The sequence below is a fragment of the Sphingomonas kyungheensis genome, assembly GCF_037120395.1.
GTDB classification, from domain to species: Bacteria; Pseudomonadota; Alphaproteobacteria; order Sphingomonadales; family Sphingomonadaceae; genus Sphingomonas; species Sphingomonas kyungheensis.
The window spans coordinates 82922-102818 of sequence record NZ_JBBBDM010000002.1 but is presented as its reverse complement, the minus strand read 5'-3'; the positions used below and the strand labels follow the sequence as shown (position 1 = coordinate 102818).

21 protein-coding genes and 1 tRNA gene are annotated in these 19897 nt (G+C 66.9%); 14 read left to right on the top strand and 8 right to left on the bottom strand.

Annotated features, from left to right (window positions below; genetic code table 11):
• Positions 1–5: 5 nt before the first annotated feature.
• The 5 genes from V8201_RS04490 to V8201_RS04470 are packed head-to-tail and all read left to right on the top strand — an operon-like array spanning position 6 to position 4962.
• Entirely contained in the window at positions 6–728 is a 723-nt protein-coding gene (locus V8201_RS04490) for a SapC family protein (protein ID WP_271300261.1), read from the top strand.
• Positions 721–1752: a cupin-like domain-containing protein gene (locus V8201_RS04485; RefSeq protein ID WP_037534530.1), complete on the top strand. Its 1032-nt coding sequence runs from the start codon at positions 721–723 to the stop codon at positions 1750–1752. The genes V8201_RS04490 and V8201_RS04485 overlap by 8 nt, the downstream gene beginning before the upstream one ends.
• Positions 1749–3242: a tryptophan halogenase family protein gene (locus V8201_RS04480; RefSeq protein ID WP_336544588.1), complete on the top strand. Its 1494-nt coding sequence runs from the start codon at positions 1749–1751 to the stop codon at positions 3240–3242. The genes V8201_RS04485 and V8201_RS04480 overlap by 4 nt, the downstream gene beginning before the upstream one ends.
• Positions 3242–4294, top strand: a complete 1053-nt coding sequence (locus tag V8201_RS04475) for a LacI family DNA-binding transcriptional regulator (protein ID WP_271300258.1) — start codon at positions 3242–3244, stop codon at positions 4292–4294. The genes V8201_RS04480 and V8201_RS04475 overlap by 1 nt, the downstream gene beginning before the upstream one ends.
• A complete protein-coding gene (locus V8201_RS04470; protein WP_336544587.1) occupies positions 4291–4962 on the top strand; it encodes a DUF6445 family protein in 672 nt (223 codons plus the stop codon). Before V8201_RS04475 ends, V8201_RS04470 begins: the two co-directional genes overlap by 4 nt.
• A 15-nt stretch (positions 4963–4977) precedes the next feature.
• Here the strand turns inward: V8201_RS04470 and V8201_RS04465 are convergent, their stop codons facing one another.
• Positions 4978–6420 (bottom strand): pectate lyase-like domain-containing protein, encoded by a 1443-nt coding sequence (locus V8201_RS04465; RefSeq protein ID WP_336544586.1) that lies wholly within the window; start codon positions 6418–6420, stop codon positions 4978–4980.
• On the opposite strand from V8201_RS04465, the gene V8201_RS04460 reads away from it, so the two are divergent.
• Both V8201_RS04460 and V8201_RS04455 read left to right on the top strand, forming a co-directional pair.
• Positions 6403–6927, top strand: coding sequence for a hypothetical protein (locus V8201_RS04460; RefSeq protein WP_336544585.1), 525 nt, complete (start codon positions 6403–6405; stop codon positions 6925–6927). The genes V8201_RS04465 and V8201_RS04460 overlap by 18 nt on opposite strands.
• Before the next feature lie 104 nt (positions 6928–7031).
• Positions 7032–9134: a TonB-dependent siderophore receptor gene (locus V8201_RS04455; protein ID WP_336544584.1), complete on the top strand. Its 2103-nt coding sequence runs from the start codon at positions 7032–7034 to the stop codon at positions 9132–9134.
• A 412-nt stretch (positions 9135–9546) separates the two neighbouring features.
• Here V8201_RS04455 and V8201_RS04450 read toward each other — a convergent pair whose 3' ends face one another.
• On the bottom strand, positions 9547–10554 hold the full coding sequence (locus tag V8201_RS04450) for a glycoside hydrolase family 43 protein (RefSeq protein ID WP_336544583.1): 1008 nt from the start codon (positions 10552–10554) through the stop codon (positions 9547–9549).
• Positions 10555–10887: 333 nt separating this feature from the next.
• Between V8201_RS04450 and V8201_RS04445 the strand changes: the two genes are divergently transcribed.
• Positions 10888–11661, top strand: a complete 774-nt coding sequence (locus tag V8201_RS04445; protein ID WP_037534539.1) for an alpha/beta fold hydrolase — start codon at positions 10888–10890, stop codon at positions 11659–11661.
• Between the two features lie 73 nt (positions 11662–11734).
• Here the strand turns inward: V8201_RS04445 and V8201_RS04440 are convergent, their stop codons facing one another.
• Positions 11735–12628 carry a LysR family transcriptional regulator gene (locus V8201_RS04440; RefSeq protein WP_336544582.1) on the bottom strand — a complete coding sequence of 298 codons (894 nt, stop codon included), beginning with the start codon at positions 12626–12628 and terminating at the stop codon, positions 11735–11737.
• 101 nt (positions 12629–12729) lie between these two features.
• Here V8201_RS04440 and V8201_RS04435 point away from each other — a divergent pair, with 101 nt between their 5' ends.
• Positions 12730–13596 (top strand): SDR family oxidoreductase, encoded by an 867-nt coding sequence (locus V8201_RS04435; protein ID WP_336544581.1) that lies wholly within the window; start codon positions 12730–12732, stop codon positions 13594–13596.
• Between the two features lie 60 nt (positions 13597–13656).
• Here V8201_RS04435 and V8201_RS04430 read toward each other — a convergent pair whose 3' ends face one another.
• Positions 13657–13896: a hypothetical protein gene (locus tag V8201_RS04430; RefSeq protein ID WP_336544580.1), complete on the bottom strand. Its 240-nt coding sequence runs from the start codon at positions 13894–13896 to the stop codon at positions 13657–13659.
• A 506-nt stretch (positions 13897–14402) separates the two neighbouring features.
• Positions 14403–14492 (bottom strand) — tRNA-Ser (locus V8201_RS04425).
• 129 nt (positions 14493–14621) lie between these two features.
• On the opposite strand from V8201_RS04425, the gene hspQ reads away from it, so the two are divergent.
• From hspQ to V8201_RS04405, 4 genes are all read left to right on the top strand, one after another.
• A complete protein-coding gene (gene hspQ / locus V8201_RS04420) occupies positions 14622–15002 on the top strand; it encodes a heat shock protein HspQ (protein ID WP_037534546.1) in 381 nt (126 codons plus the stop codon).
• A gap of 127 nt (positions 15003–15129) precedes the next feature.
• Positions 15130–15426, top strand: coding sequence for a 50S ribosomal protein L21 (rplU, locus tag V8201_RS04415; protein WP_017979337.1), 297 nt, complete (start codon positions 15130–15132; stop codon positions 15424–15426).
• Positions 15427–15453: 27 nt separating this feature from the next.
• Complete coding sequence (rpmA, locus tag V8201_RS04410) at positions 15454–15723, top strand: 50S ribosomal protein L27 (RefSeq protein ID WP_037534549.1); 270 nt, start codon at positions 15454–15456, stop codon at positions 15721–15723.
• Positions 15724–15895: 172 nt separating this feature from the next.
• A complete protein-coding gene (locus V8201_RS04405; RefSeq protein ID WP_336544579.1) occupies positions 15896–16441 on the top strand; it encodes a GNAT family N-acetyltransferase in 546 nt (181 codons plus the stop codon).
• Here the strand turns inward: V8201_RS04405 and V8201_RS04400 are convergent.
• A complete protein-coding gene (locus tag V8201_RS04400; protein ID WP_336544578.1) occupies positions 16438–17103 on the bottom strand; it encodes a YoaK family protein in 666 nt (221 codons plus the stop codon). The two genes, V8201_RS04405 and V8201_RS04400, sit on opposite strands and share 4 nt — an antisense overlap.
• A gap of 41 nt (positions 17104–17144) precedes the next feature.
• Positions 17145–17996, bottom strand: a complete 852-nt coding sequence (locus V8201_RS04395; RefSeq protein WP_037534554.1) for a metal-dependent hydrolase — start codon at positions 17994–17996, stop codon at positions 17145–17147.
• Positions 17997–18056: 60 nt separating this feature from the next.
• On the opposite strand from V8201_RS04395, the gene V8201_RS04390 reads away from it, so the two are divergent.
• The gene (locus V8201_RS04390; protein ID WP_336544577.1) at positions 18057–18638 is read left to right on the top strand and encodes a TetR/AcrR family transcriptional regulator; all 582 of its coding nucleotides are present in this window, start codon (positions 18057–18059) and stop codon (positions 18636–18638) included.
• Between the two features lie 278 nt (positions 18639–18916).
• On the opposite strand, the gene V8201_RS04385 is transcribed toward V8201_RS04390, so the two are convergent.
• Positions 18917–19894 carry a helix-turn-helix domain-containing protein gene (locus V8201_RS04385; RefSeq protein ID WP_336544576.1) on the bottom strand — a complete coding sequence of 326 codons (978 nt, stop codon included), beginning with the start codon at positions 19892–19894 and terminating at the stop codon, positions 18917–18919.
• Positions 19895–19897 lie beyond the last annotated feature (3 nt).

Genomic DNA, 19897 nt, shown 5'->3' with positions numbered 1-19897 from the left:
CTTCGATGACCAGCCAGCACGCGATCCTTACCGTGGAGGCGCATCGCGATCTGCGCATCAATAGCGCGCGCGACGGCGCGCTCGGCGACGGGCAGATGTGCTGCATCACCGTCCCGACCGAATTCCGGGCGGTGCAGAGCGCCTATCCCATTCTATTCCGTCTCAACGACGCCCGCGACCGCTATACCGCGCTCGCCATGTTCGGCTTCGAAAACGGCGAGAATTTGTTTCTCGACGCCGGCACGTGGGACGCGGGCTATCGGCCGCTGGCCATGGACGTCCAGCCGTTCCTGATCGGCGGCGGTCCGGACGACGACGCTGCGAAGCAGGTGCACATCGATCTCGCTTCGCCACGAATTGCCGCCGATGGCACCGGCGACCGCATCTTCGACGAAACAGGTCAGCCGACGCCCTATCTGGAGCGCGTGGCCGAACAGCTCGGCGCGCTTGATGAGGGCTATCGTGCATCGGCGGACTTCTTCGAGGCCTTGCAGCGCTACGACCTGCTGGAGCCATTCACGCTGGAAGTGACCTTGGACGACGGCTCGACCAATCGGCTCGTCGGGTTCCACATTATCAACGAAGATCGTCTCGCGTCGCTTGATGGAGCAGCGTTCGCGGAGCTGAATGCCGATCAGCATCTTCTCCCGATCTACATGGCGATCGCTTCGCTCGCTCATATCGGCGATCTCGTCGCGCGTCGTAACCGGCAACTGGCGCGTGGCTGAGGCCGATCCCGGCCCTCTGGCGGGCCTCGCCCGCGTACCGGAGGAGCAGGTCGCCGACGCCGCGGCGCTTGACGCCCGATTGCGCGGCGCGGACGCGCCGTTCGTGATCCGCGGCCTCGCCGCTCACTGGCCACTGGTCAGGGCGGGACTCGAGTCCGCCGACGCCGCCCGCGACTATCTGCTGCGCCATCACCGCGACCGGCCGTTCACCGTCTCGGTCGGCCAGCCGGGCAGTGGCGGACGGCTGTTCTACGACGATGCGATGGCGATGAACTTCCGCACCTTCGACGCGAAGCTGCCTGACATTTTTGCACGCATCGCAGCCTTCGCCGGCCAGCCGCAGGCGCCGACGGTCTATCTCGCCTCGATCGACGTCCACCAGTATTTCGACGGACTCCACGCCGCCAACCACATCGACCTCGGCGACCGCGAACCGCTCGCCAGCATCTGGATCGGCACGCGCACCCGCATCGCCGCGCACAACGACGTGCCCAACAATCTCGCGGTCGTCGCCGCCGGTCGCCGCCGCTTCACACTGTTTCCGCGCGAACAGTTTCGCAACCTCTACCTCGGCCCGGTCGACAACACGCCGGCGGGCCGCGCGATCAGCATGGTCGACTTCCACGCGCCCGACCTCGCGCGCCATCCGCGCTTCGCCGAGGCGATGGCGCATGGCCTTACGGTCGAGATGGCGCCCGGCGACGCGCTCTACATTCCGGCCCTGTGGTGGCACCACGTCGAAGGCCTGGAGGACTTCAATGTGCTGGTCAATTACTGGTGGCGCGAGACGCCGCGCTGGCTCGGCCAGCCGCAGGAGGCGCTCAACCACGCGCTGATGGCGATCCGTGACCTGCCTCCAGATCAGAAGGCGCATTGGCGGGACATGTTCGATTACTACGTTTTCCAGAACGACGATCAGGTCACCGCGCATGTGCCCGAGGGCGGCCGCGGCGTGCTTGACCCGATGACACCCGAATTGGCGAGCCGGTTGCGCAGCTATCTGTTGCGGGCGCTCAGCCGATGACTGCGCCGATGCCGCGCCGTATCGTCGTCGCAGGTGGCGGCACCGCTGGATGGATGACCGCCGCCGCGCTGACCCGCACGCTCGGCCGTACTGCCGCCGTCACGCTGGTGGAATCCGACACGATCGGCACCGTCGGCGTCGGCGAATCGACGATTCCGCCGCTGATCACCTTCAATCGCCTGCTCGGCATCACCGAGGCCGAATTCATGGCGGCGACCCAAGCGACGTTCAAGCTGGGCATCCAGTTCGACGGCTGGAAAGGTCCCGGCGACAGCTATTTTCACGCCTTCGGCCTGACCGGCAAGGACCATTGGGCCGCCGGCTTCCAGCATTTCTGGTTGGAGGGGCAGGCGCGCGGCCACCAGCAATCCTACGACGATTACTGTCTGGAACTGATCGCGGCGCGCGAGAGCAAATTCGCCCATCTGCCCGACGACCGGTTGAGCTACGCCTATCAGCTCGATTCGACGCTCTACGGCCGGTTTCTGCGCCGCATGGCGGAAAGCGACGGCGCCCGCCGGATCGAGGGCAGGATTGCCCGCGTCGACCTCGACGGCGAAAGCGGCGACATCGCCGCGCTGGTGCTCGACGACGGCAGCCGGGTCGAGGGCGACCTGTTCGTCGACTGCACCGGCTTTCGCGCGCTGCTGATCGAACAGGCGCTCCATGTCGGCTACGACGACTGGACGCACTGGCTGCCTTGTGACAGCGCGATCGCAGTGCAGACCGAGAGCGTACGGCCACCGGTGCCCTATACCCGCGCGATGGCGCACGATGCCGGCTGGCAGTGGCGGATCCCGCTGCAGCATCGCGTCGGCAACGGCATCGTCTATTGCAGCCGGTATCTGACGCGGGAGGCGGCGCTCGACCGACTGCTCGGCAATGTCGAGGGCAAGGTGCTGACCGAGCCCAACATGCTGCGCTTCGTCACCGGTGCGCGGCGCAAGCAGTGGCATCGCAACTGCGTCGCCATCGGGCTCGCTGGCGGTTTCATGGAGCCGCTGGAATCGACCAGCATCCACCTGATCCAACGGGCGATCCTGCGCCTGATCCGGCTGCTGCCGGCGGCCGGCGCGATCTCGCCGCACGACATCGCCGAATTCAACGATCAGCAGCTGACCGACATGGATCAGATCCGCGATTTCCTGATCCTCCATTACAAGGTCACCGAGCGGCGGGATTCGCCGTTCTGGCGTCAGTGCGCAGCAATGGATATCCCCGACAGTCTTGCGCAGAAGATCGGCCTGTTCCGCGAGACCGGGCGCGTCTTCCGCCGCAACGACGAATTGTTCGCGGAGAACAGCTGGATCCAGGTGATGCTCGGTCAGGGCATCACCCCCGCAGCGCGTCATCCGATCGCCGCCAAGCTGCCCGACGAGGAGCTTGACCGTTTCCTCTCCGGCTTGCGCCAGGGTATCGCGACGACGGTGCGCGGCCTTCCGGCGCACAGCGACTATGTGTCGCGCTATTGCGGCGCGGCGCCGACCTGATGGCGCGGCGTCGGCAAGCGGTCACCATCCGTCACGTTGCGGCGGATGCGGGCGTATCGCTTCAGACGGTGAGTCGCGTCATCAACAAGGAGCCGAGCGTCCGGCCGGAAATGTTGGCCAGGGTGAAGGCATCCATCGAGCGGCTCGGCTACGTGCCGTCGATCGCCGCGCAGCGGATGGCGGGATCGCGCTCCTATCTGATCGTTGCGCTCAACGACCGCGAGCGGACCATCGCCGGATGGCGCGATCGCCAAGGCACCGACTGGGTCGACCAGATGCTGCTCGGCGGTCTGCTGACCTGTGCCGAGCACGGCTATCGGATGATCGTCGAGCTCGTCGACACGCACAGCGACCATATCGAGCGCGAGCTACGCGCTGCGATCGCCGCCATCCGGCCCGATGGCGTCATCCTGACCCCGCCGCATTCCGAAAATACGCTGATTACCTGCCTGCTCGAGGAGCATCGCATCGCCTTTGCCCGGATCGGCTCGCGGATCGCCGGACCCGGCTTTGCCGTGGCGATGGACGAGGCGGGGGCGGCGCGGCTCGCCACCGAGCATCTGATCGCGCTCGGCCACCGGTGCATTGGCTTCATCGCCGGTCCGGACGATTATGAATTGAGCGGCTGGCGCACCGAGGGTTGGCTCGCGGCGATGGCGGACGCCGGGCTGCCCACCGACGACCTTCTTGCCGTCGGCGATTTTGGCTTTGCCTCCGGTCGGGCGGCAGCCGCGGCGTTGCTCGACGGCGCAGTGCCGCCGACTGCGATCATAGCGTGCAGCGACCAGATGACGCTGGCGACGCTGGAACTGGCGCGCGAACGCGGGTTCGACGTACCCGGCGACCTGTCGATCCTCAGCTTCGACGACACGCCGATCGTCCGCTTCGTCGCTCCGCCGCTAACCGCGATTGTCCAGCCGATCGCGGAGCTGACGGCATGCGCGGTGAAACGTGTGATCGGCGATCCGGCTCCCGAGGCCGCTGAGCCGATCATCGTGCCCGCGACACTGACGATCCGCGCCTCCACCGCGGCCCCGAGATCGCTGGCGTGAAGCGCCCTGCCATCTCTGTGCAGCGGCTCGGGCAAGAGGGGGAGCCGCTGGTCGTGATCGACGACTTCGCGACTCATCCCGACAGCTTGCGTCAGGCCGCCGTAGCGGCTGCCTTCGAACCCGCCGGTCATCATTACCCCGGCCTGCGGGCACCGTTGCCGGACGGGTATTTCCGCGATCAATTCCCGGTGATCGCTGAGTCACTGGGCCGCCGGTTCGGGCCTCACCGTCAGATCAGCGTGGTCGACGCCAGTTTCTCGATCGTCACCGCTCGGCCAGATGCGCTCGACATCCGTCAGCGCGTGCCGCACGTGGACGCCTATGGCCGCGACCGAATAGCGATGGTCCACTATCTGTCGCCCGCCCATCGCGACGGCACCGCCTTCTTCCGCCACCGCACCACCGGTTTTGAAACGATCGACGACACCCGCGCGCCCGTGTTCTTCGGCCGATTGCAGGACGAGGTCGCTGCGATTCCGCCGGAGGGCTATATTCTCGACGACACCCCGCTGTTCGAGCGGATCGGCGGGGCGGAGGGTCGCTACAACCGTGCCATCCTCTATCGCAGTCAGCTGTTGCACAGCGGCGCAATCGCTGCCGATGCGATGCTGTCGCCCGATCCCGCCCTTGGCCGCCTTACCGTCACCGCCTTCTTGTCGATCGGCTAGCCGCATCCACCGGGGTCAGGCCCCGCCGCCATAACGGATCAGCGTCTGGCGCGTGCTGCCCGGACGGGCCGCCTCCCCCGCCCCGTTGACCAGATGCGCGATCGTCCCCTTGCCGCCGCCGAGTGAGATTGTCGTCACATCTGACACACGTACGCCAGACACATCCGGCACCTCGACCGCGCTGGCGAGCACGATCGAAGGATCGGCGGTGAAATTGGCGTAGATGCCCATTCCTACCGCCTCGTGCCGACGGACGTGGTCAGCGACCTTGTAGGCCGCCCAGCCCCGTGGCGAGTCCGCGCGCCAGCCGCGCTGGCTGGGAGGATCGTACGGCAATTCGTTTTGGTAGAAGAAGGTCCGCCCATCCTCGCCGTTCCACAGCGTCTGCCAGCCCTGGAAATGCTCGACGAACAGCCCGTAGCAGGTGACGTGGTCGCCGTTGACGACCAGGCCGTGCGTCGCTCGGCTCTCGTCCCAGCCGACATGGACCCGCCCGCCGTCGCGATCGCCGTGATCGGCGCGCCAGATCCACAGGTGATCGCCGATGACATGATGGCTGTTGATCTCCAGGCAGGTGCCGGCATTGCCGATAGCGGCTCCGCCAACACGGAAGAACAGGTCGGCCAGCAAAGTTGGACGGTCGCCGTGGTCGCCATCCGCCCCACGCGGCCCGATCTGCATCAGCACAGGCGAGTTCTGCGGTCCGGCGTCGATCAGCAGCCCGGCAATCGTCACCCCAGGCACGTCGGCCACGGTGAGCGCCGCCGTGCCGCCCTCGGCGAGCAGGGTTGCCAGTCCTAGTCCAAGGATCACCGTATCGGCTCGCGTCACCCGCAGTGGCTGGCGCAGCCGGTACACGCCCGGCGTCAATACCAGATGGCGCCCCGCGGCAAGTGCGCGATTGATCGTCGCCACCGGTGTCGCCGGATCGGCGATCAGCACGTCGCGCAGCGGCACGTGGCGGCCGCCCGGCGTTCCATCCCACGATACGCCCGCCGCATCGCGGCGCAGCGACGGGACGAATATGCTCCACGCACCGTCCGGACCGACGCACAGGAACGGCTTCTCGCGGATCACCGGCACGGTCTGCAGCGTAGTGTAGGGCGGCGCAGGAAAGCTTGTCGCCGGGGCGCCCGGGCCGCCCATGAACATCATGTTCCAGTTCGACCCCTGCCAGCCGTCGATGCGGCTGGTCCGGGTGAACCACTGCTGCTGCGTACCGGATCGGATCGTGCCGTCGACGCAGCAGTCCGCCATGAAGCCGCCGCTCGACCAACCGCCGTCGTCCAACGCCAGATCGCCGGCGAGATGGATGCGGCGATAGGGCGCCGCCTGCGACACAGCCCAGCGATCCTTGCCATCAGGCGGCCGCACAGTGAGATTTTCCGCCCCGCGCCAGAAATTGACCAGCGCCATGCCGTTTGCCCAGTCCGCCTCGGCATGAACATGGCCGGTCACGGTTACGTCGCCTGGCGTGGTGCCCAGCCCGGCGACCTGCGTGAAGAAACCGACGTTGATGTCGAGGTGATGGTTACCCGGTTTCAGCAAGATGGCGAGGCGTCGGTCAGTGAAATGGGCCCGCTCCTGCTCACCGAACCAGCGGGCGATCGTCGCCTGTGCGTCTGGCGCGCCGGGGTCGACGAGCAAGACATTCGGCCCAAAGTCGGGATCCGCATTGTCCATCGCAAACGCCGGTTTGACGATAACGCTAGCACCGACCGCTGCCATGCCGGCAACTACGCCGCGCCTTGTCGTCTGTGGCATTTTGCCCTCCCCTTTAGGTGTGGCACTATATCGCTCGGCGCTGCGGGCCAGGCAAATGTCTTTGCCGCGGAGGCCTTTTTGCCCCTCGGGTCACAAGCGCCGGAACAAACGGAACACGCTGCCGACGCTCTCCCAATTGGGCGAGCGGAACGAGATGGCCGATCTGATGTACTGCACAACGGCGCCGTCAGATCTGCTTGATGCAAGCCGCTGTCAGACGCAGCCGTTGCCGATAGGCAGGAATTAGCGCATTGCAGCATGCAAGCATTATGATATGTTGCAACATTACGCATGCCGAGTAGCGCATGCAGGTGCCGCATTCCGGAGCAACAATGTCCTTCAGGTTCCTTCGTCCACGACTGCATACCTCTGCCTTTGCCTGCACCCTCGCGCTCGGCGTCGCGCCGCTCTCTGCGGACGCGCAGGAGACGTCCGGACGAGACGACGAGGACGAAATCGTCGTGCTAGGCACCCGTGACACCGCCGATCGTGCGCTATCGTCGGATCGCGTCACCGAACGCATGTCACAGTCGAGCCGATCGATCGAACGCGACATCCTGGATGCGGCAGGAACGTACCGGCTGAGCGACGCCCTCGAACTCGTCAGCGGTTTCAGCCAACAGAACAACCGTGGCGGGGTCATCGACAATTTCGCGGTCCGCGGGTTTCTCGGCACCCCGGACGGAGGCGCGGAATATTATCTGAACGGCTTCCTCGCCAATCGCGGCATGGCCCCGCCGCGCGACCCTGCGACGACCGAACGGGTCGAGGTCCTGAAAGGCCCAGCGGGTGCCTTGTTCGGAGATGTCGATCCCGGCGGCCGGGTCAACATCGTGACCAAGGTGCCCCGTTTCACGCCGCATGCCGATGCGATGGTCAGTTATGGCGCGTTCCATACGCGGCGTGTCGAGCTCGACGCCACCGGCCCATTAATCGAGACCGTGGCTGCCCGGATCGTCGTCGCAGGCGAGGATAGCGATGGATGGCGCGATGCCGTCCCGCTGCGCCGGCGCGTTGTCTCGCCGTCACTGACCTGGCAGCCGAGTGAAGCGCTACGCCTCACCTATACCGGTGAGTTCAGCCGATACGACACGCCGTTCGACCGCGGCATTCCGGCGATCAACGGCGATGCCAACGCCTTGCCCCGCTCGAATTACTACGGCGAACCATTGAACGGCACCACCAAATCCCGACAGGACCAGCACCAGGTGACCGGTCTGGCGGAGCTCGGTGGTGGCTGGACGCTGAAGGGCGGTGTGGTCTGGCGGACGGGAACGCTGAAGGGCCTGTCGGCCGACCAGTCGCGCATCGTCGGCAACGCCTTGTGGCGCCAGCGCCGATCGCGTGACTTCAGTGTCGACGATCTGTCAGCACGCCTGGAGCTCGCCGGACAGATCGGGCGGCACCGGGTCAGCGCGGGCGTAAAGGGGTATCGCTTTTTCTACGGCGAACGCTGGCTGCGCATCAACCCCTCGGCTGCCGTTCCTTACGCGATCGACCTCTACAATCCGGTCTATGGATCGGTGGCAGCCCCATTGCGGCCCTTCACCAACAACGACGAGAGCCGCTGGGCAGGCACAGTCTACATACAGGACATGTGGGACGTCACCGATCGGCTGACGCTGGTCGGCGGCGCACGGATCGATCCGTACCGGCAGACGATCGTCAACAACAACACAGGCGGCGTCGGCCGCAACATCGACGAGCCCGTCCACGTCCGCGCCGGGGTGCGCTACCGCGTCACGGACGTAATCGCGGTGCACGCCAATTGGGGTGAGAACTTTGCGCTGAACACCGGTACGGATCGCAACGGCGCGGGCTTCGGCCCGGAAACGGGTCGCGGCTACGAGGTCGGGGTGGCGGCCAAGCTGCCGGGTGTCGATCTGGCGGCAACATGGTTCGACATCCGTAAGCAGGACATCCTGACGACCGATCCTGTTGATGCGAACTTCCTTGCACCCGTCGGTCGCATCGTCAGCCGCGGTATCGAATTCGACGCGTCAGCGCGGCTCGGCGATCGCTGGCAGATCGTGGCCAATTACGCATGGCTCGATGCGAAGGCGGATGACACGACGTTTCCGACACCGGACGTCCTGAACGTGCCGGAGCACGCGGGCACATTGCTGGTCGTCCATCGCATTCCGACCACCCGTGGCAACTGGCAGCTGATCGGGGGCGCCGCTTATGTCGGCAATCGGGCGGGATCGCTCACCGCCAATCCGGTGCTGCTACCGCAATACGTGAAGATTAAGGCGGCGATCGAAGCGCCGCTATTCGAGGGGGTTCGGTTCCGTCTCGAGGCCGACAATCTGCTCGATCAACGCTATTCCGCCAGTTCGTACAGCGCCTTGTGGATCTATCCCGGCGCGCCACGAATGGTGCGGGCGTCACTTCGTCTCGATATGTGAAGCGGATAGGGCAGGACTTTACCGGTTCCGTCACCTTATTGCAGATCAACCGTGGCAGGAATGAAGCGGGACAGTCGCAGCCGCCCGGCCGCGGGTGGGCGTTGGCGAATTTCCTGCCTGAAAAACTGGCGACCTGCGGCCTCGACACCCTATTGGTGCTGACGGCATAGTTACATTCGCCGCAGGCGGACTGCACCAGGCGCCTGCTGCGACTTTCCTTCGTGTCGACGCCCCAGATGCGGTCATTCCATGCCGCTTCCCTGCCCCAATCTACGCCAGCCGTTCGACTCAGATCGGCGGGCACGCAATAGCGGCCGAGGCTAGCTCAGCGGCCGCCGTCATACGCGCGCCGCCAAATCTCAGGCTGGTCTTCGCGGTTGTGGCTTCGACAGGCGAGAGGTCCTTACCGTCCTTATTCGGCAGACGGCACCGACACACCGGCTTGGGTCTGGATCACCGGTTTCATGGTACCATCAGGATTGTAGCGGAGATGCTCGACCGTGATCGCCCGCCGCCCCAATGCGCCTTTCTGGTCACCGATCGTCAGCGATGCATTGTGCAGGAACAGGTACGATTGCCCCTTGAATTCGGCAATGCCGGGGTGGATCGTAAAGCTATTGGCCGCCGATCCGGTCAGCTTTCCCCGATATGTCCACGGACCCTGAATGCTCGGCGCGGTGGCATAAGCAACGTGCTCGTTGCGATCCTTGCCCGTCGGATCCATCGAGGCATAGGTGAGGTAATAAAGGTCCCCGCGTCGATGCAGCCACGGCCCCTCGACATAATGGGGCGGCGTGATTTCGGTGATCGGGCCGTCCAGCTCGATCATGTTGGGCTTGAGCTTGGCGATGTAGCACTGCCGGTTGCCCCACGCGATCCACGACGTACCATCGCGGTCGGTGAGCACGGTAGGATCGATATCCTCCCAGCTATGCTCACCCTTGGGCGTCATCTCGTTGGTGATCAGCGCTGATCCGCGCGCGTCCTTGAACGGCCCCGTCGGGCTGTCCGACACCGCGACGCCTATGGCCTTGCCGGGGTGCGTATCATCATGCTCGGCCGGCACGTAAAGGTAGAACTTGCCGTTCTTCTGAACGGCCTGCGGCGCCCAAGCGTCCTTCTTGGCCCATGTCAGATCGGCGATGTTCAGGATCGGCGGATACGCCTTCCACGTCTTCATGTCGGTGGTCGAATAGACCATCCATTCCCGCATGTTGAACATCTCACCATCCCTGGCCTCGTCGTGATCGACGTAGAGATACAGGGTGTCGCCGACGACGAGCGGCGCTGGGTCGGCAAGGAATGTGTCGCGGATGATCGGATTGGAGCCGGGCAAATCGCGGCCTTGGCAAAGGCCTGTCGATGCGGAGACCGCCACCGTCGATACCAGCGCCAGAGCGCACACCCGCAGCCAGCCCATGCCTACCCCTCCTATTATCGGATCCGCTGGGTTAACCGGACGGTACGGCAGGTCAACGAAAATGGGGGTGCCGATACCAGGCTGACAGTTTTGACGTCAGCTTGGCCCCGAAATCGGCCATTTCGTGCAGGCGTAGCGCTACTCGCAAGCGGTCGCTCGTTCATGTCCAAGGACCCTTTTGCTGAACAGGCAGACGTCCCCGGCTCCACCGCCGTCCGGCATCGGCCCTGCGACCGATCTCCAGCGCCCGTCAGCCGAGATCGGCCGAGAAAAGGCGGGCCCGCGAAGCGACCGGGCTCGTTGAGCGTCTCACAACGACGAGGCGGAGACGGCATGAACACGATCGAGCGCGGCACTGGCCGCACACTGCTTCTGATCCACGGCCTGGGCGGGAGTTGGCGATCGTGGAGCACCGTCTTGGCGCCACTCAGCGCCTCGCGGAAGGTCATCGCGGTCGACCTTCCCGGCCATGGGGCTACCCTTGCCGAATCCGACAGCGGGACGTTCGATGGTCTGGTCGGCAGCGTGGAGCGTTACATCGCGGAGGCCGGCTTGTCCGGCGTCGATGTCGTCGGCAGTTCGATGGGCGCGCGGATCGTGCTGGAGCTCGCGCGGCGCGGACTCGTCGGCAACGTCGTCGCGCTGGATCCGGGCGGCTTCTGGCGAGGCTGGGAGCGCACCTTCTTCAGGACCACCATCGGCGCCTCCGGCCGCTTGCTGCGGGCCATCCGGCCAGGCCTGCCGGCGTTGAGCCGGAATGCAGCGTCGCGCACGGCGCTGCTCGCTCAGCTCTCCGCGCGTCCTTGGGCGCTTGACGGGGAGACCGTCGCGACCGAGCTGGAAGGTCTCAGTACAACGCCGACGTTCGATGCGCTGGTGCGGAGCCTTGCCACGGGACCTGAGCAGTCCGGTCCCGCCGCTGCCGGCACCGGCCGGGTCGTCATCGGATGGGGCAGGCACGACCGGCTCTGCCTCCCCAGACAGGCTGCGCGCGCGCAGGCAGCCTTTCCCGGCGCCGAGCTCCACTGGTTTGACGGCAGCGGCCACTTTCCGATGTGGGACATGCCGGAGGAGACCGTCGCCGTCATTCTCGACGCGACGCGATGATGCTCCACCCGCCGGACGGCGCGATTGCGCGAAGATGGCAGCATCGCCCCACACACGGCATTGCCGCTGAGGGTCAGCAGCGATCATCCAGATAGGCGGCGAGTTCCTCGGCCGTCCCGTCCGGGAAGGATTGCCGCAGGAACGCCAGGAACGCCGACACCCTGGCGTTCAGCAGGCGTCGCGAGGGGTAGAGCGCCCATAGCGCGACGCGTGAGGTCGGGACATCACCCCACGCCATCAGCCGCCCTCTTGCGATGTCCCGGCTGACCAGCGACAGGGGCAGGCGCGCTACGCCGGCACCAAGACGCGCCGCATCCCGGATCATGACCAGCGAGGACATTCGGAGCACCGGATCGATCGCGATTGCGCGTTGCCCATCGGCGGTGTCGATCGTCCAGCTGCTCTCGACATCGCGGTCGCGCACGACGGCAGGAAAGATGCCGCCTGCCCGCGGCAATAGCTCAGGTGCAGCAACGACGACCAACCGGTCGTGGAGGAAGGGTCGGCCCACCAGCGCATCGTCCGCTGCCGGGTTTACCCGGATGACCAGATCATAGCCCTCCTCGACCATATCGACCGCGCGGTCGTCGGTCGTGACCTCCAGTCGGACATCGGGATGGCGCTGCGCGAATCCGGCCGCCAGCCGCCCCATCGCGGTCTGGGAGAAGAGCAGGGGCGCGCTGATCCTGAGGCGCCCACGGACCGCTGCGCTGCCCGATGCGATCTCGATCGTCGTCTCCTCAAGCTCAGCGAGCAGAGCGCCTGCCCTTTCGGCCAGCGCCCGCCCCTCCTCGGTCAGCTTGAGGTCGCGCTGGCCGCGCTCGAACAGACGCAGGTCGAGCGCGGCCTCCAGCTCCGCCACGCGGCGCGACAGCGTCGCCTTGGGCCTGCGCGCGGCGCGCGCGGCTTTGCCGAAGCCACCATGGCGGGCGACGAGCGTGAAATCGGCGAGCGCGAGCAGGTCCATATCGTTCCACCCATGAGACGGCGCGTCCAGATTGCGCGTCTATTTGCCGTACGATGGATCACGCATCTTGCCCGGGTCAGCAAGACCCAAGGAGAAGCCTCATGACCATCCTCGTAATCGGTGCCACCGGACGCGTCGGCCGCCACGTCGTCGAACAGCTCGTCGCTCGCAACGCCTCTGTCCGCGTCCTCACCCGCGACCCTGCCAAGGCGGCGTTTCCGACCGGCGTCGATATCGCCAAGGGCGATCTTCTCGATATCGACTCCCTGCGCGCGGCCTTTATCGGCGTCAGGACGCTGTTCCTGCTCAATGCGGTGACCGGTGACGAATTCACCCAGGCGATCGTCACGCTCAACGTCGCGCGCGAGGCCGGTGTCGATCGCGTCGTCTATCTGTCGGTGTTCGACGCCGACCGCGCCGTCAACGTACCCCATTTCGCGGTCAAATCGGGAGCCGAGCGGATGCTCGAGGCGATGAACTTCGGCGCCACCATTCTGCGCCCGACCTATTTCATCGACAATGAGGCGATGGTGAAGGACGTGATCCTTCAGCACAATGTCTATCCGATGCCGATCGGCGGCAGGGGCGTGGCCATGGTCGATGCGCGCGACATCGCCGAGGTCGCCGCGATCGAGCTGATCCGGCGTGACCGCGCACCTGACAAGCTATCGATCGAGACGATCAACGTGGTCGGTCCCGAGACGCTGACCGGCGACGACGTGGCAGCGATATGGTCCGACGTCCTCGGCCGCCCCGTCGTCTATGGCGGCGACGATCCCAGCGGCTTCGAACAGAATATGGCGACGGTCATGCCGCGCTGGATGGCCTATGAGATGCGGCTGATGGCCGAGCGCTACGTCAGCGACGGGATGATCCCCGCGGCCGGCGACCGCGAGCGCTTGGCCAGCCTGCTCGGCCGGCCCCTGCACGCCTATCGCGAGACGGCCGTGCGGCTCGCGTCCGCCTGATCTTCGGGCGGCGTCCGGCGAGCGGCGGGTGGCTACCCGCCGGCCGCCGGGTTCCGCGCGTCAGGCCGCGTCCGCCATCCAGGCGATCGCATCTGCACCGCCAGGTATCTTGAGCGGTGCGGCCGGGTTGGTCGCGGCCTCGAACACGGCAGCCGCGACGTCCCGGGCCTGGGTGACCGGCCCTGTGTCCTCTGGAAATCGCTTCATCATGCCCTCGATCAGCGGCTTGTAGTCGTGATCGTCAAGACCGCGCAGGGGCGGCCTCGCATTCGCGCCGAACCGCGTCGTCGGGGATCTCATCTGGCCTTCAGTGCCTTCCCCAGGAAAGTCAGCGCTGCCGCCTCGTCACGGGCCTTGGTCCGTAGCTTTCCAGCACCTCGCCTTCCTGACCGAACGCCCGCCACAGGTGGAGCTTTTCGCCATTCAGCTTCACCTACATCTCGTCCCGATGCCGCCGCCGATGGCGAAAGCCACGCATCCGGCTCACCCGCTGATGGCGGATATCGCCGGCAAAGAATGGGCCGAATCTCTTTCAGCAACGGCACACCGTCTCGTGTCAGATGTCGATCCCCCGCCCGGACAGCAGCTCCTTGACGGTCGATAGCGACAACGGGAAGCATACGTACATCAGCACCACCGAGCGGATCACCTCAGCAGACGCGTTGCAGTAGCGGGACGGACTGGCGGGCTTGCGCGGGCGGAACATATGCCAGCCGGACCCGCGTTCGATTACCTGCCTGTGCACTTGGCTTGACGGAGCCACCCAGCGAGCACCTGCGATGACAGCATAATTCTGGCGGTGGAAGTGGCGGAGAGGGAGGGATTCGAACCCTCGGTGCCCGTAAAGGCACGCCGCATTTCGAGTGCGGTACAATCGACCACTCTGCCACCTCTCCGCAGAAGACGTTTCGGCAAGGCCCTGCGGCCCGCGATCGGTCGGTCGAGGGCGCGCCTCTAACGGGTTCGTTTTGCGGTGGCAACACCCTTCCGCTTGTGCAGCGCAGAAACCGCCCTAGATTACCGCTATGCCTCGTCACGATCCTATTGGTACCGCTGCCGCCGCCGAGATCGAGGCGCCGGCGGTGGCGCATGCGCGCTTCTCGATCGGCGACGTCGTGCGGCATCGCCTGTTCGACTTCCGCGGCGTGATCTTCGACGTCGATCCGGTCTTCTCGAACACCGACGAATGGTATGAGGCGATTCCCGAAAGCGCCCGGCCGACCAAGGACCAGCCCTTCTACCATCTGCTCGCCGAGAATATGGAATCGAGCTACATCGCCTACGTCAGCCAGCAGAATCTAGTCGCCGACGACAGTGACGAGCCGATCGATCACCCGGCGATCAGCGGGCTGTTCACCGGTTATGCCGACGGCCGCTACGCTCTGCGCCGCGAACATCGCCACTAGGCGCCGGCCCGCCAGCAGAATCGGGCGGCGGGTGGTTGACAGCGGCGCGCCTTTTCCTTAGCTGCCACCGCTCATCCCGCCGGGCCTTCCCGCGCGGGCATATGTTTTTTGGGAAGTGACTAAAGCCATGTTCGCAGTCGTGCGCACGGGCGGCAAGCAGTATCGCGTCGCCGCCGGAGACAAGATCGTCGTCGAGAAGCTGGACGGCGAGGCCGGTGCATCGATCACGCTGGGTGACGTCCTGCTCGCGGGCGAAGGCTCGGAGCTGAAGAGCGTCGAGGGCCTCACCGTCGCCGCCGAGATCGTCGCGCAGGCGAAGGGCGAGAAGGTCATCGTCTTCAAGAAGCGCCGCCGTCACAATTATCGCCGCAAGAACGGCCATCGCCAGAACCACACGATCCTCAAGATCGTTTCGGTCGGCTGAGCCCAGCGCGCACAGGAGTAGAGCAGCATGGCACATAAGAAAGCAGGCGGTTCGTCGCGCAACGGTCGCGATTCGGCCGGTCGTCGTCTCGGCGTGAAGAAGTTCGGTGGTCAGGAAGCGATCGCCGGCAACATCCTCGTGCGTCAGCGCGGCACCAAATTCTATCCGGGCGCCAATGTCGGCATCGGCAAGGATCATACCCTGTTTGCGCTCGTCGACGGCCGCGTGGCGTTCCACGAGGGCAAGCTCGGCCGTAAATTCTGCTCGGTGCAGATTATGGCGGAAGCCGCCGAATAACATCGGGTAACCAGCCGGGTTACCCACCAGGGTGACCCGGTCGCACTGCCAGCCAGTGCCCACCAATCAAGGGAGACGGGTCATCCGGCTCCCTTTTTTCTTGCTCCCCCAACCTTTTGTCCCTGCCGCGTCACAGATGCGTGGCACGGGCGCGGCCAAGGAGAGAGCGAGAATGTTCGCCCGGACGAAGAGACTGACGCTGCGGCCACCCTGGCCCGAGGATGCCGGCGCGCTGGCGCAGGCGATCGGCCATGATGCGGTGCTGCGCATGCTGCTGCGCGTCCCCAGCCCCTATACGCTCGCCGACGCGCAGGCGTTCTGCGCCGCGCCGCGGCCGCATGACGAACCGCGCTTCGTCATCGTCGCGCATGACGGCGGCGGCGCGCCCGCGCTGATCGGCGGGATCGGCATATCGGAGCAGGAGGGCACGCCCAACCTCGGCTATTGGCTGACGCCGTCCGCCTGGGGGCGCGGCTATGCGACCGAGGCGGGACGCGCGGTGGTCGCAATGGCGCGGCATGCGCTGCCGATCGAGCGACTCGCCGCCTGGCATTTCGCCGACAATCCGGCGTCGGGCGCGGTGCTGCGCAAGCTCGGCTTCTGCCCGACCGGCCGCACGACGCCGCGCGAATCGCCTGCGCGCAGCCAGCCTGCGGCGACGGTCGGGCATGAGCTCGACCTCAGCGCGCGATGCGAGCCGATGCCGATCGCCGCCTAGCCCCGCCCCCGCCGCGCCGCATCACGGCCGGCGGGGCCGAGCCAGGCGGCATAGCCGGCCAGCAGCGCCGCGACGGCCGCCGCCGCCTCGATCGCGCCGCGCCCGTAATCGGGATAGACGGTGGCGCCGAGCCAGGCCCCACCGACCAGTCCGCTCCACAGCACCAGATAGGGCAGCCACGCCCAGCGCGGGCCGCCGATCAGCGCCGCCGCGAGCCGCTGGCCGAACTTGACGAGCGTGCCGGTCATATAGGTGACGCCGATGCTCACCTCGCCGTCGTGCTGGAACGCCGTATTGGTCATTCCCATCGCCGCGGCGAGCAGCGCGGTGGTGGGCGCGGTCGACGCCCGGCCCTCGCTCGCCGCCGCCGCGGCGAGCAGCAGCGTCACGCCGATCAGCGCGGCGGGCTTGCGGCGGTCGCCGGCGATCCGGGTCAGGATCGTCCCCACCATCACGCCGCCGACGAAGGCCGCGATCAGCGGCGCCGCGGTCGCCGCCGCTGCATGATCCACCGCGAGTCCGACCGCGAAGCGCGTCGAATTGCCGCTCATGAACGACACGAACAGGCCACCCATTTTGAGCAGCCCGATCGCATCGACATAGCCGGCGAGCGCGGCGAGCGCGGCGGCGAGGATCCAATAGCGTTTGGCGTAACGGGTCATGCCCCTCGTTCTAGCGGCGACTTGCCCGACAGCGGAACCCGCTACGCCGGGCGCGGCATCACCGCCGCCTCGTAATCGCTCTCCGCCAGCCCGATCAGCGCGCGATCGTCATGCCGCCACGGGTGGAAGCCGGGGAGGAAATAGGCGGCCCAGACACCCGCTACCTTGCGCGCCATGCCGGGATTGCCGAACGCATACCAAGCGAGCCGCGCCCAGACGCGCGGGCCGTGCAATCCGTCCTGACGCAGCAATTCGAGCATCCCGCGCGTCCGCCCGGTGACAAACCGCCAGGTGGTGACGAGCATTACCAGCGCCTTGACCCGCCAGCGCCGGAAGCGCGGCCAGTCGCGCGTCGCGTGCAGCCAGGTGTCGTAGGCGACGCCCTTATGCTCGATCTCCTCGGCGGCGTGCCACAGCCACAGCGCCTTGGCCTGCGCCTCGCCGCCGGCGAGATGGCGCGGATCGGCGATCAGTTCGTGCGCGAGCATCGCGGTGAAATGTTCGAGCGCGGTGGTCGCGGCAAGGCTGGCGATCGCCGGCCGGTCCCTGGTCAGCGCCAGCGCGGCGTCGACGTCGCGGTCGAGCGGCCGGACGTCATAGCCCTGATCGGTGACATGGCGGTTGAAGGCGACATGCTCGCGCGTGTGCAGCACCTCCTGCTTGATGAAGGCGTTGATCTCGGCGGTGAGTTTGGGCGGCGTGCCGTCGCGGAAGCGGCGCACGCTGTCGACGAAATAGCCCTCGCCCTTGGGGAAGGTCACTGACAGCGCATTGTAGAAGGCGGTGGCGATCGGATCGCCGTTGAGCCACCAGCGCGCCATCCGCGTGCCGCGGCCGAAGCGGCGGTCGCGCGGGGTGATGACCAGATCGTCCGGCGTGGTTGCTTTTGCCATGCAAACCTCCAAAACCGGGCAGACGCCCGTTATTTACATGAATGTTAGTAGGTGCCCGCCGTGCTCAGCGCAACCCCCCGCCGCCTGTCCCCCGCCGCCAGCCGCGATGCCGCGCTCGCCGCGGCGCAGGCGCTGCTGATCGAATCGGGGCCGCCGGCGGTGACGCTGAAGGCAGTGGCGGCGCGGATCGGTCGCACCCATGCCAATCTGCTCCACCATTTCGGCTCGGCGGAGGGATTGCAGCTTGCCCTGATCGGCCGGATGACGACCGACATCACCGCGACGATCCGCGACGCGGTGCTGCGGGACAGCAGCGCGCCGCCCGATCCGCGCCGACTGGTCGATCTGGTGTTCGACGCCTTCGACGGCGGCGGCGCGGGGGCGCTGGCGAGCTGGATGATCCTGTCGGGCAATCGCGACGCGCTCGATCCGATCCTCGCCGCGGTTCACGATCTGGTCGACGATCTCGCCGCGGGGGTCGAGCCCGCCGGGCGGCCGATCGGTGCCGAGACGCTGCAACTGGTGCTGCTCGCGCTCGGCGACGCCCTGCTCGGCGCGGCGATGGCGCGCGCGCTCGGCCTGCCGCGCGACACCGCGCGCGCCTGCGCCGCCAGCCTGCTCGCGCAGGCGACACCCGACTGAGACGGACGCAATGGTCGCTGGCACGGTGGCAATGCTCCGCCCCCTGCTGTCGCGCGCCGGCGCGGGGTAGGAGCAACGACTCGGACCGGTCGCGGTGCGGGACGGAGCCGGTCGGAGGCCCCTTCCCCGCGGCGCGATTCCGGTCGGAGAAGGCGACCGCCGCGGAGCGGATCGCCACGGGGAGGATGTACCGGCGGACGGAAACTCCAGGTTCCGCCCGTGCGGGATCGCCGGCCGGCACGCGATGGGGGTCGCGGCCGGCCGGCGATCACCGCCGTTCAGCCGCCGTGCAGCGCGCGATAGTCGCCGGGAGTCATGCCATAGACCTCGCGGAACGCCCGGCCGAGATAGGCGGCATCGCAAAAGCCCCAGCGTTCGGCGAGCGTCGCGATCGTCGCCCGCTCCGCCTCGATGCGCAATTGCGCGGCGACGCGCGCCAGCCGCCGGTTGCGGATATAGGCCTGCACGCCGCCTTCGTCCTGCAACAGCCGGTAGAGTGTCGAGCGCGACACGCCGAGCATCCGGCTCAGCCGCGCGGTGTTGAGCGAGGGCGATCCGAGATGCCGGTCGATCGCATCGCACAGGGCGACGCGCAGCCCACGGTCGCGCCGCCCCGCGTCGCTCGTCACGCTGCCGAGGCTGGCGGCGACGCCGATCGCGAACAGGTCGAGCACCGTCTGCGCCAGCGCCGGGCCGCTGCTCGCCGGCAGGTGGTGCGCGCTCTGGCGCAACGCGGCGAGGTGCGAGACGAGCAGAGCGGCATGGTCGGGCGCGACGACATGGCCGTGCAGCCGCCTGACGCTGGTCGGCAGCAATTGCTCGGCGACCGCGCGCGGCAGGACGAAGCCGCTCGTGTCCGATGCATCCGAACGATGCCGCTGCGTCTGCGCGAGATCGACCATCACCACCGATCCCGCCGGTGCGACGACATTGCGTCCCGCCATATCGCCGACCGCGCCGCCGCGGTGGCGGACGTTGACGACCAGGTCGTCGCAATCGTCGCGGGCGATGCCCTGACCGGATCGCGTCCAGGTCTGCGCGGTGAAGCGCGCCTGGCTGATCCCGATCGTGCCGAGATCGAGCCGCGCCAGCGTCGCCGCGAACGGCTCTTCCGGAATCGTCTCGAAGCGGGACGCGATGCCGGCGGTATCGCACCAGCACGCGTGGCGCTCATGCTCGGCGAGATCGACGACGCTGAACACACGCTGCCAGCCGAGCCGGTCGGAAATCGTATCGGACAGGGACTCGGTCGGCATCGT

Coding starts and splice junctions, on each gene's coding strand:
- V8201_RS04490 (WP_271300261.1), top strand. CDS start 6: ATGACCAGCCAGCACGCGATCCTTACCGTGGAGGCGCATCGCGATCTG.
- V8201_RS04480 (WP_336544588.1), top strand. CDS start 1,749: ATGACTGCGCCGATGCCGCGCCGTATCGTCGTCGCAGGTGGCGGCACC.
- V8201_RS04475 (WP_271300258.1), top strand. CDS start 3,242: ATGGCGCGGCGTCGGCAAGCGGTCACCATCCGTCACGTTGCGGCGGAT.
- V8201_RS04460 (WP_336544585.1), top strand. CDS start 6,403: ATGAACATGGCCGGTCACGGTTACGTCGCCTGGCGTGGTGCCCAGCCC.
- V8201_RS04455 (WP_336544584.1), top strand. CDS start 7,032: ATGCAGGTGCCGCATTCCGGAGCAACAATGTCCTTCAGGTTCCTTCGT.
- V8201_RS04450 (WP_336544583.1), bottom strand. CDS start 10,554: ATGGGCTGGCTGCGGGTGTGCGCTCTGGCGCTGGTATCGACGGTGGCG.
- V8201_RS04445 (WP_037534539.1), top strand. CDS start 10,888: ATGAACACGATCGAGCGCGGCACTGGCCGCACACTGCTTCTGATCCAC.
- V8201_RS04440 (WP_336544582.1), bottom strand. CDS start 12,628: ATGGACCTGCTCGCGCTCGCCGATTTCACGCTCGTCGCCCGCCATGGT.
- V8201_RS04435 (WP_336544581.1), top strand. CDS start 12,730: ATGACCATCCTCGTAATCGGTGCCACCGGACGCGTCGGCCGCCACGTC.
- V8201_RS04430 (WP_336544580.1), bottom strand. CDS start 13,896: ATGAGATCCCCGACGACGCGGTTCGGCGCGAATGCGAGGCCGCCCCTG.
- hspQ (WP_037534546.1), top strand. CDS start 14,622: ATGCCTCGTCACGATCCTATTGGTACCGCTGCCGCCGCCGAGATCGAG.
- rplU (WP_017979337.1), top strand. CDS start 15,130: ATGTTCGCAGTCGTGCGCACGGGCGGCAAGCAGTATCGCGTCGCCGCC.
- rpmA (WP_037534549.1), top strand. CDS start 15,454: ATGGCACATAAGAAAGCAGGCGGTTCGTCGCGCAACGGTCGCGATTCG.
- V8201_RS04405 (WP_336544579.1), top strand. CDS start 15,896: ATGTTCGCCCGGACGAAGAGACTGACGCTGCGGCCACCCTGGCCCGAG.
- V8201_RS04400 (WP_336544578.1), bottom strand. CDS start 17,103: ATGACCCGTTACGCCAAACGCTATTGGATCCTCGCCGCCGCGCTCGCC.
- V8201_RS04395 (WP_037534554.1), bottom strand. CDS start 17,996: ATGGCAAAAGCAACCACGCCGGACGATCTGGTCATCACCCCGCGCGAC.
- V8201_RS04385 (WP_336544576.1), bottom strand. CDS start 19,894: ATGCCGACCGAGTCCCTGTCCGATACGATTTCCGACCGGCTCGGCTGG.